Genomic DNA, 19,224 nt, shown 5'->3' on the forward strand with positions numbered 1-19,224 from the left:
ACCCTGCGGATACCGTTGGCAATGAAAAATCATTTAAAATGGCCGCGCCTGCCGCTTTCAATTCATTGGATTCACCGTATATGAACCCCGAACACCAAAAGCTGCTCAAAATCAACGATGCCGCCGCCAAGAGGCTCGCCAAGCTCAATCTTTGCACGCCGTGGGACATGGTGCTGCACCTGCCGCTGCGCTATGAAGACGAAACACACATCATGCCGATTGCCGATGCGCCGCTTGGCACGCCGTGTCAAGTTGAAGGAGAGGTGGTTCATCAAGAAGTGCAGTTTAAACCGCGCAAACAGTTGGTTGTGCAGATACGCGATGGTTCGGGCAGCGTGCTGCATCTGCGCTTTATCCATTTTTACCCCGGCCATCAAAAGCAGCTCGCGGCAGGCAAACGCATCCGCGCGGTGGGCGAAATCAAACACGGGTTTTACGGCGATGAGATGATACACCCGAAAATACGCGATGCCGAAAGCAGCAGCCTGGCCGAAAGCCTCACGCCCGTGTATCCCACCGTTAACGGCCTTAACCAGCCCACGCTGCGCCGCATCGTTCAGGCGGCCTTAGACAGCATTCCCCTTCACGATACCCTGCCAAACGAATTATTAGGCCGTCTGAAACTGCCGCATTTGGCCGAAAGCCTGCGCCTGCTGCACGCGCCGCCGCCGAGTTTCACCGTTCGGCAGCTTTCAGACGGCACCCTGCCCGCCTGGCAGCGGTTGAAGTTTGACGAGTTGCTTGCGCAGCAGCTTTCGATGCGGCTGGCGCGGCAGAAACGCATCAGCGGGCAGGCCGGGCCTTTGCGCGGCACGGGCGAATGGTCGCACAAACTGCTCGCCGCGCTGCCGTTTGCGCTTACCGCCGCCCAGCAGCGCGTATTGGCCGAAATCCGCACCGATATGCAGCAGCCCCACCCCATGCACCGCCTGCTGCAAGGCGATGTGGGCAGCGGCAAAACCATCGTGGCCGCGCTGTCGGCACTCACCGCCGTTGAGGCAGGATGCCAGGTGGCGGTGATGGCGCCCACTGAAATTCTGGCCGAACAGCATTACGCCAAGTTCAAACAATGGTTCGAGCCGCTGGGTTTGAGCGTGGCATGGCTCTCCGGCAGCCAGCGCAAAAAGGCCAAAGAAGCCAATAAAGCCGCCATTTCAGACGGCCTCACCCAAATCGCAGTCGGCACACACGCCCTGTTTCAAGACGATGTTGAATTTCAAAATCTCGGTTTGGTGATTGTCGATGAGCAGCACCGTTTCGGCGTGGCGCAGCGTTTGGCCTTAAAAAACAAAGGGCAGGATGTGCACCAACTGATGATGTCGGCCACCCCCATTCCGCGCACGCTGGCCATGAGCTTTTTCGCCGACCTTGATGTTTCGGTGATTGACGAGCTGCCGCCCAACCGCACCCCGATTAAAACCCGCCTGGTGAACAGCGCGCGCCGCGCCGAAGTGGAAGGGCTGGTGTTGGGCGCATGCAAAAAAGGACAGCAGGCCTATTGGGTTTGCCCGCTGATTGAAGAAAGCGAAACCCTGCAACTGCAAACCGCCACCGAAACCCTGCAAACACTTCAGACGGCCTTGCCCGAACTGAACATCGGCCTGGTGCACGGGCGCATGAAACCTGCCGAAAAAGCCGCCGTGATGGCTGAATTTATCTCAGGCCGTCTGAATGTGTTGGTGGCCACCACCGTGATTGAAGTGGGCGTGGACGTGCCCAACGCCAGCCTGATGGTGATTGAGCACGCCGAGCGCATGGGCCTGGCGCAACTGCACCAACTGCGCGGCAGGGTGGGGCGCGGCGCCGCCGCCAGCTCCTGCGTGCTGCTGTTTGCCGAACCATTGAGCGACTTGGCCAAAGCGCGCCTGAAAGTGATTTACGAGCACACAGACGGCTTTGAAATCGCCCGCCAAGATTTAACCATACGCGGCCCCGGAGAATTTCTCGGCGCCCGCCAAAGCGGTGTGCCCATGCTGCGCTTTGCCAATCTTGAAGAAGATTTGCAGCTTTTAGAGCAAGCCCGCGAAACCGCCGCCCTGCTGATTGAAGAGCGGCCGGACATCGTTGAAGCACATTTAAACCGCTGGCTCTCGAGCAGGGAAGGGTATTTGGGGGTGTGAGCGGCGCCGGGGCAGCCCGGTGTGTTCAATCAAGCAGGGCAGGGGATTGGGGGTTGCGGGCAGGCGGCGGGGCGGATAAATTTTTCGCCGTGTTTTGAATGTTGAAAGGGTCTGAGCCGTCTGAAAAAGCCTGCCGATGCAAATCTTTCAGACGGCCTGAAGTTTTTTGATGCGGATAAGGTTTGCAGCGCGGCAGCACGGGCATGACAGAAAGGCCGCCGTACGGCACACGGTTACCCCGTGTGCCGGGTCGGCTGTTTAGTACCCAAACCCCGCTGAGGTTTTTGCAAAAATCTCTGAATGCCGTCTGAAAACGGATAACGTTATTTGCTTTGCCATTCCGCCGGCGGCGAAGGTGCGGCGGACTTGGGAAGCTTCTGGCGGCAGATAAATTTTTTGTGATGTTTTTTTGAATATTGCGAAAGCCGCAGGCCGTCTGAACAATCTGCCCGATGCAGATTTTTCAGACGGCCTGAAGTATTGCAAAAGCCGGGTGGTTTACATTTTTTATACCAAACGGCCTGTGTTTTCAAACGGCCCGGGGCGGTTCGTGATTTTCGGCTTTTTAAGCATTACGCGGCTTTGCTGCGTTTTCGGGCATTTGTGGCCTTTCGAAACGCCAAAACGGGCCTTCGGGCAGAAAACGGAAAAGTGTAAACGATGCGGGGTTTTCTGCATCTGAGGCCGTCTGAAAGATTTGGGAAACGGCTTGATGCCGTTACGGCGGGTATTTTCCCAAAAAAGGCCGTCTGAAAATCTGTTCAGACGGCCTTATATTGCACCCAAGAAACGGGGTGCATGTTTACATGCTTTTCAGACGGCCTTTGCCGGCGGAGCGGTGGTTTTCGACTCAAGCCCCCGCTTATTGGGCGGCTTTTGCACCCACCACGCCTTCCCATGCGTTTCGGCCTTCGTGTGATGCGTGGCCGGTGAGCACGCTGCCGTTGCGGCCGTAGAGACCGCCGTTGAATGTGCCGTTGAATTCCCGCCTGCCGCCGTCCGAGCCGCTGAAAAACAGATGGCCGGCAACAGCGCCCCGTTCGTCTACCGCCACTCGGTTGCTGCTGTTGGCCGCACGCTCTCGGTGCAGCGTCCATAAGCCGCCGTTGCGGTCGTGAATGTTGAGAGACATGGTTTTTTCTTTGCCGTAATAGCGCGCGGAAACGTCTGCTTCCAGAATTTCGGCAGGGGCGGCGCGGTAGCGGTAAAGCATATTGCCCCGATAGCTGATTTCTTCCAAGCCTTCGGGGCGTTGGCGTTTGCTTTCATCGGCATCCAGCAGGCCGAAATAAAGCTGCTGCGAGCCGTCATACTCGCCGAAGTCGTTTTTCAGCGGCTTGTTCACCAGGGCATAGCCGTAATAGCCGATTAAGCCGCCCGCGCTGTCGCGCAGGGTTCTGGCTTCATGTTTGATGAATTGGTTTTCATGGTTGAGCAGGGTCAATTCGATTTTTTTATCGCGGTCGTTCAATACCAGTTTCATTAAATCTTCGCCTTCGATGCCGTTTTGCGTGCGCAGTTGCAGGTGCTTGAATACTTCGGCATCGGTTTCGGGCATATGCTCTTGCTGTGCCGGCGGTTGCGGGTTGGGCTGTTCGGGCGCAGCCACGGGCGGTTCGGGTTGTTTTGCCACGGGTGGTTCTTCGGGCTGCTTCGCTACGGGCGGTGCGGGTTGCGCTGTTTTGGGATTGGGCTGGGGCATGGCGGTCGGCTTGGAACCGCCGCTGCCGCAGGCAGACAATGCCAGCGCGGCCAATAAGGCCGGTAGGTATTTCCGATGGAGTGTCGTTTTCATCGTAATGTCCTTTTGATTAAATCAATGCTTTGAAATAAAAGAAAAAAAGAAAACCGGCATCATTCTTACGGTTTATGTTTAACATATTAATATTATACGCTTTCCGTATAAATATGTTGTATAAATTTCAGAATCACGCCGGTTGTGATTGTGGTTGTTGTATTTTTAGGGCTTGGCCTACATCACTTCCAAAGTTTCGATACCCAACAGTTGCAAACCCTGTTTCAACGTTTCGCCGGTTAATGCCGCCAGCTGCAGGCGGGTGTTGCGGGTTTGGCCCTCGGCTTTCAGAATCGGGCAGGCTTCGTAAAAACGGGAAAACAGTGCGGACACTTGATAGAGATAAGCAGCCAGATAATGCGGGTAGGATGTGTCGGCGGCATTTTGCAGCACGTCTTCAAATTTCAGCAGCTCCACCGCCAATTGTTTTTCGAGCGGTTGGTTTAAGGTTAAAGCGGCGGTTTTATCCCATTCTCCGGCTCTGCGGAACACGCTTTGTACGCGGGTGTAGGCATATTGCAGGTAGGGCGCGGTGTTGCCTTCGAAGTTGAGCATCAAATCCCAGTCAAACATATAATCGCTGGTGCGGTTTTTGCTCAAATCGGCGTATTTCACTGCGCCGATGCCGACAGTGCGGCCGATTTCCGCTGCTTCCTGCGCGCCCAGGCTGCTGTTTTTCTGCCGAACCAGGGCGGTGGCGCGTTCCACCGCTTCGCTGAGCAGTTCGGCCAGTTTTACCGTGTCGCCCGAGCGGGTTTTGAACGGTTTGCCGTCTTTGCCCATCATGGTGCCGAAGCCGATAAAGTCGGCCTGCACGTTTTCGGGCAGCCAGCCGGCTTTGCGGGCGGTAACAAAGAGCTGCTCGAAATGCAGTTTTTGGCGGGTATCGACCACATAGATCAGGCGGTCGGCTTTCAGACGGCCGACACGGTAGCGCACACAGGCCAAATCGGTGGTGGCATAGAGAAAGCCGCCGCCTTGTTTCTGCACGATAAAGGCGGTGGGATTGCCGTCTTGATTGTTGAATTCGTTGAGAAACACCACTTTGGCTCCGTTATCGTCCACCGCCAGGCCTTTTTCGCCCAATTCGTTGATGATATTGTATAAATCACCGTTATAAATCGATTCGCCCGCCACATCTGCGGGGGTGAGCAGCAAGCCCAGTGTGTCGTACACATTTTGCGCGTGGCGCAGGGAAATCTCGACAAACTGCTTCCATAAAGCCAGCACGGCTTCATCGCCGCTTTGCAGCTTCACCACATATTCGCGGGCGGTGTCGGCAAAGGCGGCGTCTTCATCGAAGCGCACTTTGGCGTTGCGGTAAAATTGTTCCAAATCAGAAAGTTGGAATCCGCTGTTGTGTTGCTGCCGTTCGACCATATAGGCCACCAGCATGCCGAACTGGGTGCCCCAGTCGCCGACATGGTTTTGGCGGATAACGCTGTGCCCCAAAAAGCCGAGAATGCGGGCGATGCTGTCGCCGATGATGCTGGAGCGCAAATGGCCGACATGCATTTCTTTGGCGAGATTGGGTGATGAATAGTCGATGACCACGGTTTGCCTGTTTGCTGCTTCGGCCACGCCGCAACGCGTGCTGTTTAAGGCCGTCTGAAGGTTTTTGGCCAGAAAGTCCGCACTCAGGCGCAGATTGATAAAGCCGGGGCCGGCCACTTCGGCACTGTCGATTATGGGGCTGCCTGCGAGCGCGGCGGCCACTTTCTGCGCCAATTCGCGCGGGTTCTGCCCGGCCTGCTTGGCCGCGCCCATCACGCCGTTGATTTGGAAATCGCCGAAATCGGTGTTTTTGGTGGGCTGCAAAATCACCGGGGCGCCGGCAATACCGGCAGCGGCAAAGGCTTGTTCGGCTTGCCGGGAAACGGTTTGGTGTAGGTTCATTTAAATTATGCCCAAATAGATTAAACCAGATAGATTAAATAGGTGAAGGCCGTCTGAAACGGCCTGCGGGTTCGGGCGTTATTTTAAAAGAAATCAGCGCGGGATTGTAGCTTTTCCCACAGGAGTGCGGCTTTTTTCGGGCGGGCGGCGGCACGGAAGGGCGGCAGTTTTGCGCAGGCGGTTGGCTCCGTTTGAAAATTTACGACTCTGCTATACCTTGCCGTTATCATCAAAAATATAATCGTAAGTTGGAGCCGTCTGAAAATCTCCGGCTCTGCAATACTCCCACACGGTCTGTACCCCCGGCCGGTAACGGCACTGCGGGAGACTTTTGTAAAAATATCTCAATAGGCCGTCTGAAAGGCCGGAATACGGTTATCAGTTTCGTAAGCCCATTGCGCTTCCGTGCAGGCGAAAATCTGGCTTGAATTTTTCAAATTGCTGAAATCAAATGTTTTCTTCTTTTTTTAGATATGAACTTCTACCGCCGGAATGGCGGGCGAAAAAACGTTTGGTGGTGTTTCTTTGGGTTTGGCACAGGCTTCAAGGCCGTCTGAAAGGGCGGCAGCAGGTTTTCTTCATGATGCGGCGCTTGAGCTCGGAGAGAACGGTTTGGCTAGCCGCTGCAAGGCAGCAGAACCGGTTTGACTGACGGTGTTTCCGACCGGCCGTTGTATATCGGAAATGAGTGGGTTTGCGGTAGGAAAAGTGTTCCTTATCCGAAACTTGAATCGGACACTGCCGCTTTTGGCATGCTTTTTTATCGGGTTTTGAAAAGCAAAAAATATCGGATAAAGGCTTGGGCGGGAGCGGGTGTTTTAAGATGTCGGCAACGGCTTATCAATGCTTCAGGCCGTCTGAAAGCGGGCAGACGGCTTTCAGACGGCCTGTGCAGATTTTCGGGGTGCCGCTGCACCGGGCGGGCGGTGGTTACGGTTTGCGCCGGTTTTGATCCCCGATATGATCGTCAAACCATTTCAAGCCTTTATCGGCTTCGCCGGCGCGTTTGGCCGATTCGCGGCTGATTTCGGCAGCAAATTGTTCTTCGCAGGGAATGCCGTCTTTATCGCCGTCCATTTTGACATTGGGGCAGTGGTTCAAAAAGAATTCGGCTTCTTCGTAAGACTTCATTTGCGAGCAGTGTTCCCTGCCGTCGCAGGTGAAGGCGGTTGTTACGGCGGCCTGTGCCGCCGCTTTCGGGCTGCGGCGTTTTTCGGTTGCCTCCACCGCTTCTTTCCAGGCTCGGCGTTCGGCCAGCATTTTTTCGGCAACTTCGTCTACCACAACGGCGTTGTTGGTTTGGCCGGCGCGGTAGGTCTGCCAATAATCCAAGCCGTAATAGCCGGCGGCACCGAGCAGGGGGATGCCGACCAACGCGGCGGCCATGCCGGCGAGCCAGCGGTTCAGGTTTTTTGGGGAGCTTTCGTCTGGTTTGGCCGCAGCGGCGGCAGGCTTGCGGCGGCGGTTGAGGTATTCGATGTTTTTGGCTTCTTCGGTGCCGTGCTGGTTGCTGACGATTTCAAACGATACGGTTTCGCCGTCTCTCGGCGGCGGATTTTCGGTTTCAAATTCGCCGATATGGGCGAAGATTTCCGCTTTGGTTTGTTCTTCTTTGATAAAGCCGAAGCCGAGTTCGTAGTCCCAGCGCATGATGGTGCCGTGGTAACGCATATTTTCCCTTTTTTATATTGTTTGGCAGGAGATTCAAAGAGCGGTTTTGCAAGCCGCCCTGCATCGGTTTGAACCGGCCCTGCCGTTGTTATGCAATTGCGCTATTTTAAAGGAAAGCGGTTTAAAACACATCATTTTTTTAGTTATTTTAAGGGGAGTGAAACGTTTTTTCAGACGGCCTTGACAAACCTATTGAAAAGGTTAATATAAAATTACTACATGAAACTACAAAACAGAATACGGTGATGGTTATGTCTGCAATCGAGATTGTTCCAATCAGCGAATCTGCGCTGGCCTGTGTGTTGACGCCGCCTGCGGAGTTGCCGAAACAGCAGCGGTTGTGGGCGTTTGCCGATGCGGTGCAGGCTCTGCCTGAAACAGAAGAGGCGGTAACGGGTATGAACAATTTAACGGTGTTTGTGCGCCCGGATACCGATTTGCAGGCGTTTTCAGACGGCCTTTGCACATTGTGGGCGCAAACCGGCGCGGGCAGGGGCAAACAAGGCCGGCATGTGCGTATCCCCGTGGTTTACGGCGGCGAGTTCGGCGAAGATTTGGCCGAGGTGGCGGCTTTCCACCAAACTTCCCCCGAAGAGATTGTGCGCCGCCACACCGAGCCTGTTTATACGGTGTTTATGATGGGTTTCCAGCCGGGGTTTCCCTATTTGGGCGGGCTGCCGGAAACCCTGCACACGCCGCGCCGCGCCGTGCCGCGTATCAAAGTACCGGCCGGGTCGGTGGGCATAGGCGGCAGCCAAACGGGCGTGTATCCGTTTGCTTCGCCCGGCGGCTGGCAGGTTATCGGCCGCACCGATGCTCCGCTGTTCAGGCTGGATGCCGACCCGCCCACCCTGCTGGCAGCGGGTGATACGGTTGAGTTTGTGGCAGAAAGGATTTTGCTATGATGTATGTGGCTGAGGCTCAGGCAATGGCCCACATCCAGGATTTGGGGCGTTACGGTTTGCGCCGCTACGGCATCGGCCATGCGGGCGCAATCGATACGCTGTCGCTGCGCGCGGGCAATCTGCTGCTGGGCAATCCCGAAGGGGCGGCGGCGGTGGAAATTGCTTTGGGCGGCATGAGTGTTTCGTTTGACCGCGATACGCCTTTCTGCATCACCGGTGCGGTTTACGAGGCGCAGCTCGGGGGAGAGCCGGTTTATTCTTATTGGCGTTATACCGCGCACAAAGGGCAGACGCTGAAACTGATACGCGCCGTGCAGGGCATGTATGGCTATTTGTGTGTGCAGGGCGGTTTCAATGTGCCGCAGGTGCTCGGTTCGCGCAGCACCGATTTGAGGGCGGGTTTCGGCGGCTTTGAGGGGCGGTGTCTGCGCAAAGGAGATGAAGTGCCGCTGCTGCGGCGCAGCGGTGCGCAAGCCCGCTGTGTGGGGATTGCGCCGCCCACGCCTTCACACCGCATCCACGCGCTGCCTTCATCGGAATACGGCGCATTCACCCGCCGCTCGCATTCTGTGCTGTGGCAGAACGCGTGGACGCTGCAAAGCGGCAGCAACCGCATGGGCTACCGCTTCGAAGGCGAAACGCTCGAATTGGCAGAGCCGCTCGAAATGCTGTCGCACGCCGTACAGTTCGGCACGGTGCAGGTGCCGCCGGGCGGCAAGCCGATTATTCTGATGGCCGATGCGCAAACCACCGGCGGCTATCCGAAAATTGCCTGTGTGGCAGCGGCCGATTTGGGGCGGCTGGCACAAATCCGCTTTGGCAGCAAAATCTTCTTCAGAATGATTGCACCGCATGAAGCCGCGCAACTGCAACGCCGCAATCAGGCTTATTTAAACCAGATTAAAAGGATAGCCGAAAATGTATGTTGATTTGAACGCCGATTTGGCCGAAGGCTGCGGCAATGACGGCGCATTGATGCAGCGGGTGTCATCGGCAAACATCGCCTGCGCCCTGCACGCGGGCAGTGCCGCAGACATGCAGCGCGCGCTTGCCTGGGCAAAGCAATACGGTGTGCGCGTGGGGGCGCATCCCGGCTACCCCGACCGCGAAAATTTCGGCCGCACCGCGATGACGCTGCCTGCCGCCGAGCTGCGCGCCTGCCTGCAATACCAGCTCGGCGCACTGCAGGCATTGTGTGATGCGGCAGGCGTTCAGACGGCCTATGTGAAGCCGCACGGCGCGCTATACAACCAAGCCGCTGCCGATGCCGCATTGGCGGAGGCTGTGGCCGACACCGTGCGCCGTTTCAACCCCGGTTTGAAACTGATGGCGCTTTCCGGCAGCCTGCTGCTGGAGGCGGGCAGGGCGGCGGGTTTGGGCGTGATTTCGGAAGTGTTCGCCGACCGCCGCTACCTGCCGGACGGCAGGCTGGTGCCGCGCAGCCGCCCCGATGCCCAAATAGAAAGCGATGAAGAAGCCATTGCGCAGGTGTTGCAGATGGTGCGCGAAGGCAGCGTAACCACGGCAGACGGCAGCCGCGCAGCGGTGCAGGCCGACAGCATCTGCCTGCACGGCGACGGCGCGCACGCCCTTGAGTTTGCCGATAAAATCCGCGCGGCTTTGTGTGCGGAAGGCATTGCGGTCAAGGCCGTCTGAAAGGCTTGATTGGAGGCTTTTATGGTTTCGGGATTCATTAAGACAGAATACATAAAAAAGCAGCAGGCAGCGCTGGTGCTGTAATATTGTCTGCGGGCGCTTTCGGCTATCCGCTTGTCCAGATGCTGCAAAGAACTTAGTTGGTTAAGCAAACCATTTGTTTTAGATAGGAATCACGAGAGGCCGGAGTGTTGTGTACTTTTCATTCTGCTGGCCGGCAAAGTTACCGGGGAGCCTGATATTTTTTATTTGCACTTTCAATAATTATCAGGCTTTCCCCCGACTTTGGGTTTAAAGAGTGCCTGTAGGAATGGCAATACCGGTTCAGACGGCCTATATACTGTCAATATCATAAACATAGGTTGAGATTCAAACACCATTATCCCATCGAAATATCAAAATAAGACGGTTGTGTTTTATTCATACCGTGAAAACATGGTTGCAACAAACCGCAATACAATCAAGGAGAAATATCATGCCCTCAAATTCTAACCGCCGCAATGCGCTGATCGGCGCGGCTTTCTTAATGGCCACTTCGGCCATCGGCCCGGGTTTTCTCACCCAAACCGCCACATTCACGCAAAGCCTGCTGGCCAGCTTCGGCTTTGTGATTCTGGTTTCCATCCTGCTCGACATCGGCGCGCAGTTGAATATCTGGCGCATCATCGCCGTGTCGGAACAATATGCGCAGGATATTGCCAACCGCGTGTTTCCCGGTGCGGGTTATTTTCTCGCCCTGCTGATTGTGATGGGCGGGCTGGCATTCAATATCGGCAATATCGGCGGTGCGGGGCTGGGCATCAATATTCTCACCGGGCTTTCGCCCGAAACGGGCGCGATGGTCAGCGGCGGCATCGCCGTGGGCATTTTTCTGTTCCGCGAAGCGGGCAGGGCGATGGATAAGTTTGCGCAGATAATGGGCTTTATCATGATTGCGCTCACGCTCTATGTGGCCTGGCGCGCTTCGCCGCCGCTGGGCGAGGCCGCGCTGCGCACGTTTGTGCCCGAAAAACTCGATGCCGTGGCCATCGTTACGCTGGTGGGCGGCACGGTGGGCGGCTACATCACCTTTGCCGGCGCACACCGCCTGCTCGATGCCGGCGTGAAGGGCAGGGATGCGCTGCCCGAAGTAAACAAAAGCTCGGTGTCGGCCATTCTGATTGCCTCGGTGATGCGGATGGTGCTGTTTTTGGCCGTGTTGGGCGTGGTGTCGCAAGGTGTGGCTCTCGACCCGCAAAACCCGGCGGCAACGCCTTTTCAGTATGCGGCCGGCCACGCCGGGCTGTTGATTTTCGGTGTGGTGATTTGGGCGGCTTCGATTACATCGGTAATCGGCGCGGCCTACACTTCGGTGTCGTTTATCGCCGGCTTGAGTCCGTCTATCGAGAAAAACAAAAACAGATGGATTATCGGCTTTATTTTGATTTCCACGCTGGTGTTGGCCACGGTGGGCCGCCCCGCACAGGTTTTGGTGTTGGTGGGCACGCTCAACGGCCTGATTCTGCCGATTTCGCTCGGCCTGATTCTGTTGGCCGCCTACCGCGCCGATATTGTCGGCACCTACCGCCACCCGAAATGGATGACCGCCGCCGGCATCGTGGTGGTGGTGCTGATGGCGGTGTTGAGCGCCATCACGCTGGTGCGGTATATCGGCGGCCTGGCCGGTTGAAACCGCCGCCCCGGGCAGGATTGCCGGCACCACAGGCCGTTTGAAACACAGGCCGTCTGAAAAAAGTTTCAGACGGCCTTTCGGCTGGTTAATGCCGCCTTGCTGCTGCCTTGCCCGCAACCCCGGTTGCTTGGTCAAACCATATTGCACCAAGCCCCGCCACTTTGCCGCTATGCGGTGTTTTGGTTGGTGGCAATGCGGCGGATTGCGCGCGGCGTGGAATGAAATTGAGGCCGTCTGAAAAAAGTTTCAGACGGCCTTTCGGCTGGGCAATGCCGCTTCGCCGCTGCCTTGCCCGCAATCTCAGTTGTTTTGCCAAACCATATTGCGCCGGCCGTCTCCCGTATCCTTGCCAAATTGTTGTGCCCGGCCGTTTTGCCCGCGCAGAGGGGGATTCTGCGGCACTTTTAAAAAAAGCCGTTTTGCCCCACAATACCGTTTCGGCCGCCCGGCGGGGCGGTAATGTTTTATAAAACAATAAGGCAAACATTATGTGCCAACTGCTCGGCATGAACTGCAACACCCCTACCGACATCGTGTTTTCATTCGAAGGCTTCCGCCGGCGCGGCGGGCTCACCGACCACCACGCCGACGGTTTCGGCATCGGCTTTTTCGAAGGCCGGGGCGTGCGCCTGTTTCATGACGACAAACCCAGCGCCGATTCGCCGGTGGCCGATTTGGTGAAGGCCTATCAAATCAAATCGGAAAACGTGGTTGCCCATATCCGCAAAGCCACGCAGGGGCAGACTTCGCTGGCCAACACCCACCCGTTTATGCGCGAAATGTGGGGCGGATACTGGCTGTTTGCCCACAACGGCCATCTGAAAAACTTTGCTCCCGAACAGGGCGGTTTTTACCGCGCGGTGGGCAGCACCGATTCGGAGCGCGCGTTCTGCCATATTTTAGAACAATTGCGCCGCCGCTTTTGCGAGCGGCCTGATGAACATGCCCTGTTTGACGCGGTGGCGGATTTAACCGCCGCCATCCGCACACACGGGCTGTTTAATTTTGTGATGTCTGACGGCGAATATCTGTTTGCCCACGCCAGCACGCTTTTGCACTATATCGTGCGCAAAGCCCCGTTTGGCGAGGCACACCTGATTGACGATGATGTGAAGGTTGATTTTGCCGCCGTTACCACTCCCAACGACAAAGTGGCCGTGATTGCCACCCTGCCGCTCACCGGCAACGAAATCTGGCAGCAGTTGGCCGTAAACGAGCTCGTGATGTTCCGCCGGGGCGATATTGTGCGCCGCCGCCTGCCTGAAAATCCCGTGTATATGCCGGTGGAAGAAGGCTTGGCTGTTGCCCGTGCGGCCGGCGTGAGCGTTTGAAGCACGCCCCGGTTTAAAATTTTGAAACCGTTTGCAAAGGCCGATACCTTTGCAAAAAAATCTTAATGCCGTCTGCAATGCTTCAGCCCCGCCATTGGTTTCGCAAGCCCGCTGTGCGGGAATGGCGATGGTTGGATATTTCAGACGGCCTGAATGAATTTTGAAAAGGCCTCTGGCCGTCTGAAAATCTGTTCAGACGGCCTTTTTGCCGGGCGGCACAGCCCGCAGGGGCAATATGGCGGATCTGCTTTTTTTGGCGGCGGCGGAGCCGGTTTTGTGCAGCCTGCTTTGCCCGCAGTTTGCCGCCTTGTGCCGGAAATGAAGCCGGTTTGCGGCAGCCGCCGGCAATACAGCCCCTCGGCAAAGCGGCCGAACCCGCATGATGCCTGCGCCCGGCGTATACCGATAATTAAAAAACATATGCAATATTGATTTATGCATTACAAAAGAGTAAGATAACATTATGGTTGAGCCAAAAGGCGGCTGCTTTGAGGCTTTCCTGTAAACTTTTTTAGGAGACTGGAATGATGAGCAAAAAATACATTAACCTGCCTGCCTTGGCCGTTTTCTCTGCTTTGGCTTTAGCCGCTTGCGGCGGCGGAGGCGGCGGCAGCCCCGACACCGGCAGCACGCCCACCCCGCCTTCCGCCGCCAACCCCGGTGCCGGCTCTCCGGGAGTCGGCCAAAACACCGTGGGCGGCGTGCAGTATATCTCGGGTGCCACCACCAACGATTTGAAAAAATTGGTTGTAAACGGCCAAACCATCGACCTCTTCCCGGCGTTCCCCAACAGCAGCATCACCATAGGCCCTGCCGGCATATTTAACTACAACGGCGAAATCACCGGCGGCTCCGCGCTCACCCGTTTCGGCAACCGCACAATTAACGGCCAAACCGTAGTGTTCGCCCAAGGCACCGAGCTCACCGCCAATATGCCGCAAAGCGGCACCGCCACCTATGACGGCAGAGCCGTGTACGGCATGAACGGCAAATACACCACCGCAACTTCCAAAGCCCTGGTGGATTTTGCCGCGAAAAAAATCGATGTTACCCTTTCAGGCATTGAGAAACACGAAGCCTTCACCGCCCCTGCATCACTGAAATTCGGCGGCAGCATCAGCGGCAATACTTTCAGCGGCACCCAAAACGGCGTGGAAACCAAAGGTGCTTTCTACGGCAATAACGCCGCCTATGTTACCGGCACGTTCCGTAACACTGCCGATAACGCTAACGGCGCATTCGGCGGCGCACGCTGAGTTTGCGGCGCAAAGCCTAATGCCTCAACCGAATCAGGCCGTCTGAAATTTTCAGACGGCTTTTTTAACAGATTCGCCAAAAGTTTTTTCAAGCATATTATTTTTAAGCATATTTTTCAGACAGACTCTATTTTTCCAACACACTCTCCGGGCGGCTTCCCCGCTTTTGCGCGGCGGCAGGCGGCAGTATTAACGGGTGAAGCCGTCTGAACGTTTCAGACGGCCTGATGGTTGCCCGGTTCTGCATCTGTTGGAATGCGGTAGAAATCAAATGGAAAGGGTTGGCCGTTTTGCGGTTGGGCGGTGCCGCTGGCAAACATATAGTGCGAATAGATATAGGCCAGCGTGAGCAGGGCGCAGCCGCCAATCCAGTTTAAGCCGAGACCGGAAATGCCGCTCTCCAACATGCCTGAAAACCAGCCGATCAGCCCCAGTTTGTTGAGAAAAGTGGCCATCATCACCAGCGCGGCAAACCAAACCACGGTGTCCCACGCGCTTTTTTCTTTAAGCACATCATCCCAAGTGAGCACGCCGGTGAGCAGCAGCAGGCTCAGGCCGATAAAGGTGGTGGTGGCGGCATCCACTTCGGCCGCCTTGCCGAAAATCATGGCAGGAATACCTGCCCACAATATCAGCAGCAGCCCGAAAATGCCGAGCATAATCCATTCGTGGCGGCTCATTGCCCCCATTTCCCTGAGCTTTTGTTTGGCCAGTTCGGTGGCGTTGGGGGTGTGTTTGATCTCGGGCGTGTAGAGCCAAAACAGTATCAGCGGCATCAGAATCATCGCCACCATCCCCGGCACCACCATAGCGGCAAACCAAGTGCCCCAAGTGAGCGAAATCTCCGAGCCGGTGGCCTCGGCAATCAGTTTCACCACCAGCGGGTTGGGTGCGTTGGCGGTGATGAACAGCATACACGAAATAATATTGGCATGATAATTCACCAGCGCCAAATATTTGCCGATGCGGCCTTCGGTGCCGTTTTCAGGCTCGGAATCGAAGCTGGAGGCAATCGCGCGCATCACCGGGTGCACAATCGCACCGCCGCGTGCCGTGTTGCTGGGTGTAACCGGTGCCAGCAACAGGTCGGAAATCACCAGGCTGTAGGCCACCCCGAGGGTGCGTTTGCCCCAGATGGCGATAAATATATAGCCGAAGCGGGTGCCCAAGCCCGTTTTGAGCAGGCCGCGCGAAATCATAATCGCCACGCCTATCATCCAAATAAGCGGGTTGTTGAGACTGCTTAACGCATCTTTGGCGGCCTGTGCAGCGGGTTTGGCAACAGCTTTGCCGGTTTCGGGGTCCACTTCCGGCACGGTGATGCCGGTGAGCGCAACCAGCGTGATGGCAATCACCGCCACCGCCCCGATGGGCATGGCTTTGCCGATAATGGCGGCCACAATGCCCACAAACAGTGCCAGCAGGTGCCACGCCTGCACCGACACGCCGTCCGGTACGGGCACCAGCCACACAGCCAAAGCCAATGCCAGCGCAACCAGCGTGGGAATCGGTTTGAAGCCCATAATCAACATCTCCTTTCAAGGTATCGAAAAATATAATGGAAACTTTATCTGCGCCGTGCGTAGGCCGGGCGGCAAACAGCAGGCGCATTTTCGGCTTTCGGTTCGGTTTTCAGATGGCCGCAATTTCCGGCCGCCTGAAACACGCTTTTAAGGTTTCAAATGCAGCGGTTTCGGCCGTCTGAAAAAGCTGCTCCCTTTGGTTTTGGGTGCTTTGGATGTTGCGGCACAGCGGCTCCGGGAGCCGTCTGAAATGCTTTTTCAAACAAGTCAAACACAGCCGCTTTCGACCGTCTGAAAGTATTTTGAAAACAAACGGCCGCTTGACGTTTTAATTTTTACCCGCTTGCTGCGCCTGCCGCAGTTTGGCCGTCTCTGTCATATTTCTGCGCAACCGTAAAAATTTGCCGCCCGCCCCGCCGGCCAAACGGCGGCTGCCCCGTTCGGCTCGGCTTTCAGACGGCCTGCGTTGTGGTTTCGGGCAAGCGGTTTGCAGCCGTCTGAAACGTGTCCGTCCCTTTGGTTTTGGGTGCTTTGGATGTTGCGGCGCAGCGGCTCTTGGCCGTCTGAAAAGCCTGTCGTTGCTTGCCCGCACAGCCTTTATTGTGTTTCTGCTGCCAGGCCGTATTCTTGCGGAAAGGTGCGCATCGAGCTTTGTGTTACCGTTACCGCGCCGTCTATCAGAGCGCAGCGGCCGCTGCCGGGCAGCAGACGGCACGGGCTTTGCAGGGCGCGAAGGTCGTCTTCGGTGCCGTTGCACACAATGTATTTGTCGCCGCCGTTGCCTGCGGCGGCTGCGGCTTCCCATTTGCGCCAGGAAGGAAAACCGGCGCCGCCCATGCCGGCAAGATTGGCATCGCGCAAGGTGTCGATAATGCGGCCTGTGTCTGCCAGAGCCGCCAGCAGCCCTTCTCCGCCTCCCGCTTGAATCCACGCCTGCAAGTCGGCACCCACCGAACGCGAAGGGTGCATCAATAAGGTGTTGGCTGCGTTCATTTTCCGCTCTCCTGAAGTCGAACCGCTTTTTGAAAGGCCGTCTGAAACGGTGTTGGCTTCACTCATTTTCTGTCTCCTGAAGCCCCGCGTGTTTGCGCAAATCGAATGTGCCGTAATCGGGATACAGCACCGGTGCTTTTACCCGGCTGCGGATGCCGGCGCGTGTCAGTTCGCGCTGAAGGTTATAGATGTGGGCGAAGCCGCCGCGCTTTTTCTGGAACGGGTGTGCCGAATGCACCATGCCGGCAGCGGCGGCGGCACCGGCGCGCCTGCCGAAGCTGATGATGTCGAGCAGGGCGTTGCCCATCAGGCGGTTGCGGCCGTGTATGCCGCCGGTTACTTCGCCTGCACCATAAAGGCCGGGAACGGAAGTGGCACCGTTGCCGTCAATCTCCATGCCGCCGTTTTGATAGTGCAGGGTCGGGTGTATCAGCAACGGCTCCTGCGCGGGGTCGATGCCGCATTTGCGGGCAACGTGTGCGAGCGACACCAGCCGTTTGAGCACTTCGGGGTCTTTGGCAATCAGGCGCGGCGTATCCAAAAACACGCCTGCCTGTTTGCCGCGCACCACGCCGCGCTCTTCGGCCACTTCGCGCAAAATGGCGGCAGCCACCACGTCGCGCGGTTGCAGTTCATCGACAAAACGCTCGCCCAGGCCGTTTACCAGATGGGTGCCGGCGGAGCGCACGGCTTCTGAAACCAACACGCCTTCGAGATGGGCGGGATAGGCCACGCCGGTGGGGTGGTATTGGAAAGAATCCAAATCGCGCAGCTTCACCCCCATGCGGTAGGCCATCACCAAACCGTCTGCGGTGGCGCCGTAGTGGTTGGAGGTGGCAAACCCCTGCAAATGCAGACGGCCGCTGCCGCCGGTGGCCAGAATCACGGCTTTGGCGTGTGCGACCAGCAGTTTGCGGCGTTCCAAATCATATAAAACTGCACCGGTGCAACAGCCGTGCTCGTCTGAAAGCAGCTCGATGGCGGTGCAGCGGTTGAGCTGGGTGATGCCGCGCTCGAGCTCCACTGCTTCGCGCAGCACGCGCATCAGCTCGAGGCCGGTGAAATCGCGGTAGCACAAGATGCGCGGCACGGCGGTGCCGCCTGCGCGCTTGCGTTGCAGGCGTTTGCTGTTGCCCCGGTCTTTCACCATATCGAAATTCATGCCGATGCCGATCAGCCAGCGGATAACCGAGGGGCCGTCTGAAACCATTTGTGCAATCAGTTGTTTGTTGCCGGCGTGGTGGCCGCCTTTGAGGGTGTCTTCATAATGCTGTTGCAGGCTGTCTTCTTCGCCCACGGCCGCCTGAATGCCGCCTTCGGCCATCACGGTGTTGCTGTCGCCCAGCCGCAGCTTGTTGGCAATCGCCACCGATGCGCCTGCTTCGGCCGCTGCCAGTGCCGCCGCCGCACCGGCACCGCCGCCGCCGATAACCAGCACATCGGTGTCGAGATGTTCGGCACCGGCCAGGTCGAAATCGTTAATCAGCGGTCGGCTCAGCAGCAGCTCCGCTACGCGCGGGTGGCAGCTGCTGCCTGCGTTGGCGCCCACCGGCAGCACCGTGCGCGCATCGGGGCGGTAGCCGTTGAGCAGCGTGTCTTTCGGCGGCAAACCGCTGCGCATTTCCAGTTTGGAATGGCGCAATGTTTGCAAGGCTTGTTCGTAGGCAATGCCGTTTGCGGTAGGGGTCATGGCTGCGCCTCCTCTGCGTGGATATCTACGCTCATGGCACCGCTGTTGATTTGCTGCAGACGGCGCATCAGGTCAACGGGGCGCAGCGTGCGCGCGGCTTTCATACGGCGTGCAAACAGCCCCACATGGTTGGGGCGGATGTTTTCGGGGCAGGCCAGCGTGCAGAGATTGCACATCACGCATTCGTCAAAAGTGATGGTGGCGGCTGAAAAATCGCCCGCCACCACCTGCGCTACTCCCTCTTCCACGCTCAAGCCCTTGGGGCAGGCGCGGTTGCAGCCGCCGCAATGGCGGCAGTGGGCGGCTTCGGGAAAAAGCGCGCGGTGTCGTCCAGCCTGCTCCAGCCGTCGCCCACATCTTCCATATCGTAATAATGCACATGCTCGGGCATGAAGTAATCCATAAAACTCACCTGCATACCCTGTTCCACTTTGGTTTCGCAGCCCAATGCCGTGGTAACTTCGCGCTCGCCTTCCCGGCGCACCATGCAGCGGCACGACCCGCACACACCCTGCCCCATGCAGCCCACATTGGCCGTGAGCACATGCCCGGAGCGGGCATAGGCCTGAATAATCGAGTGTTCGGGGGAGGCTTGTATTTCGCGCCCATCGATAATCAGGCTCAAAGATTCTTCACTCATTGTTTGTGTTCCTGTAATAATTTTTCATTATAGAGATGTGCCGCACCCGGGCGGCAGGCTGCCTGTCGGCAGGAGC

14 protein-coding genes and 2 pseudogenes are annotated in these 19,224 nt (G+C 57.1%); 7 read left to right on the plus strand and 9 right to left on the minus strand.

What is annotated here, in order from left to right; all coding sequences use genetic code 11:
• The first annotated feature begins 80 nt into the window (after nucleotides 1–80).
• Entirely contained in the window at nucleotides 81–2,120 is a 2,040-nt protein-coding gene (gene recG, locus IR141_RS02230; RefSeq protein ID WP_135034062.1) for an ATP-dependent DNA helicase RecG, read from the plus strand.
• A 25-nt stretch (nucleotides 2,121–2,145) separates the two neighbouring features.
• Here the strand turns inward: recG and IR141_RS02235 are convergent, their stop codons facing one another.
• The 4 genes from IR141_RS02235 to IR141_RS02250 all read right to left on the minus strand — a co-directional run bounded on the left by IR141_RS02235 (nucleotide 2,146) and on the right by IR141_RS02250 (nucleotide 7,482).
• Nucleotides 2,146–2,325 (minus strand): hypothetical protein, encoded by a 180-nt coding sequence (locus IR141_RS02235; protein ID WP_135034063.1) that lies wholly within the window; start codon nucleotides 2,323–2,325, stop codon nucleotides 2,146–2,148.
• 657 nt (nucleotides 2,326–2,982) lie between these two features.
• Nucleotides 2,983–3,915 (minus strand): hypothetical protein, encoded by a 933-nt coding sequence (locus IR141_RS02240; RefSeq protein ID WP_135034064.1) that lies wholly within the window; start codon nucleotides 3,913–3,915, stop codon nucleotides 2,983–2,985.
• Nucleotides 3,916–4,092: 177 nt separating this feature from the next.
• Nucleotides 4,093–5,811, minus strand: coding sequence for an arginine--tRNA ligase (argS, locus tag IR141_RS02245; RefSeq protein WP_135034065.1), 1,719 nt, complete (start codon nucleotides 5,809–5,811; stop codon nucleotides 4,093–4,095).
• Nucleotides 5,812–6,741: 930 nt separating this feature from the next.
• Nucleotides 6,742–7,482: an excalibur calcium-binding domain-containing protein gene (locus tag IR141_RS02250; RefSeq protein WP_135034066.1), complete on the minus strand. Its 741-nt coding sequence runs from the start codon at nucleotides 7,480–7,482 to the stop codon at nucleotides 6,742–6,744.
• A 251-nt stretch (nucleotides 7,483–7,733) separates the two neighbouring features.
• Between IR141_RS02250 and pxpB the strand changes: the two genes are divergently transcribed.
• From pxpB to IR141_RS02280, 6 genes are all read left to right on the plus strand, one after another.
• Entirely contained in the window at nucleotides 7,734–8,387 is a 654-nt protein-coding gene (gene pxpB / locus IR141_RS02255) for a 5-oxoprolinase subunit PxpB (RefSeq protein ID WP_135034067.1), read from the plus strand.
• Nucleotides 8,384–9,316: a biotin-dependent carboxyltransferase family protein gene (locus tag IR141_RS02260; protein WP_135034068.1), complete on the plus strand. Its 933-nt coding sequence runs from the start codon at nucleotides 8,384–8,386 to the stop codon at nucleotides 9,314–9,316. The genes pxpB and IR141_RS02260 overlap by 4 nt, the downstream gene beginning before the upstream one ends.
• Nucleotides 9,306–10,043 (plus strand): 5-oxoprolinase subunit PxpA, encoded by a 738-nt coding sequence (pxpA, locus tag IR141_RS02265; protein WP_135034069.1) that lies wholly within the window; start codon nucleotides 9,306–9,308, stop codon nucleotides 10,041–10,043. The genes IR141_RS02260 and pxpA overlap by 11 nt, the downstream gene beginning before the upstream one ends.
• A 475-nt stretch (nucleotides 10,044–10,518) precedes the next feature.
• The gene (locus IR141_RS02270; RefSeq protein ID WP_135034070.1) at nucleotides 10,519–11,712 is read left to right on the plus strand and encodes an NRAMP family divalent metal transporter; all 1,194 of its coding nucleotides are present in this window, start codon (nucleotides 10,519–10,521) and stop codon (nucleotides 11,710–11,712) included.
• A 491-nt stretch (nucleotides 11,713–12,203) separates the two neighbouring features.
• A complete protein-coding gene (locus IR141_RS02275; protein ID WP_135034071.1) occupies nucleotides 12,204–13,046 on the plus strand; it encodes a class II glutamine amidotransferase in 843 nt (280 codons plus the stop codon).
• A 524-nt stretch (nucleotides 13,047–13,570) separates the two neighbouring features.
• Entirely contained in the window at nucleotides 13,571–14,302 is a 732-nt protein-coding gene (locus tag IR141_RS02280; protein WP_135034072.1) for a transferrin-binding protein-like solute binding protein, read from the plus strand.
• Between the two features lie 299 nt (nucleotides 14,303–14,601).
• Here IR141_RS02280 and IR141_RS02285 read toward each other — a convergent pair.
• The 5 genes and pseudogenes from IR141_RS02285 to IR141_RS02305 all read right to left on the minus strand — a co-directional run.
• Nucleotides 14,602–15,825, minus strand: a pseudogene (locus IR141_RS02285) (DASS family sodium-coupled anion symporter); the annotation flags it as partial.
• Between the two features lie 109 nt (nucleotides 15,826–15,934).
• A complete protein-coding gene (locus IR141_RS02290) occupies nucleotides 15,935–16,096 on the minus strand; it encodes a hypothetical protein (RefSeq protein WP_167742993.1) in 162 nt (53 codons plus the stop codon).
• 326 nt (nucleotides 16,097–16,422) lie between these two features.
• A complete protein-coding gene (locus IR141_RS02295) occupies nucleotides 16,423–16,818 on the minus strand; it encodes an NADH-ubiquinone oxidoreductase-F iron-sulfur binding region domain-containing protein (protein ID WP_135034096.1) in 396 nt (131 codons plus the stop codon).
• A gap of 58 nt (nucleotides 16,819–16,876) precedes the next feature.
• A complete protein-coding gene (locus tag IR141_RS02300) occupies nucleotides 16,877–18,508 on the minus strand; it encodes an FAD-binding protein (protein WP_135034074.1) in 1,632 nt (543 codons plus the stop codon).
• Nucleotides 18,505–19,148, minus strand: a pseudogene (locus IR141_RS02305) (4Fe-4S dicluster domain-containing protein). Before IR141_RS02305 ends, IR141_RS02300 begins: the two are co-directional and overlap by 4 nt.
• Nucleotides 19,149–19,224 lie beyond the last annotated feature (76 nt).

This window comes from Neisseria sp. 19428wB4_WF04, from assembly GCF_015235335.1.
GTDB lineage: Bacteria > Pseudomonadota > Gammaproteobacteria > Burkholderiales > Neisseriaceae > Neisseria > Neisseria musculi.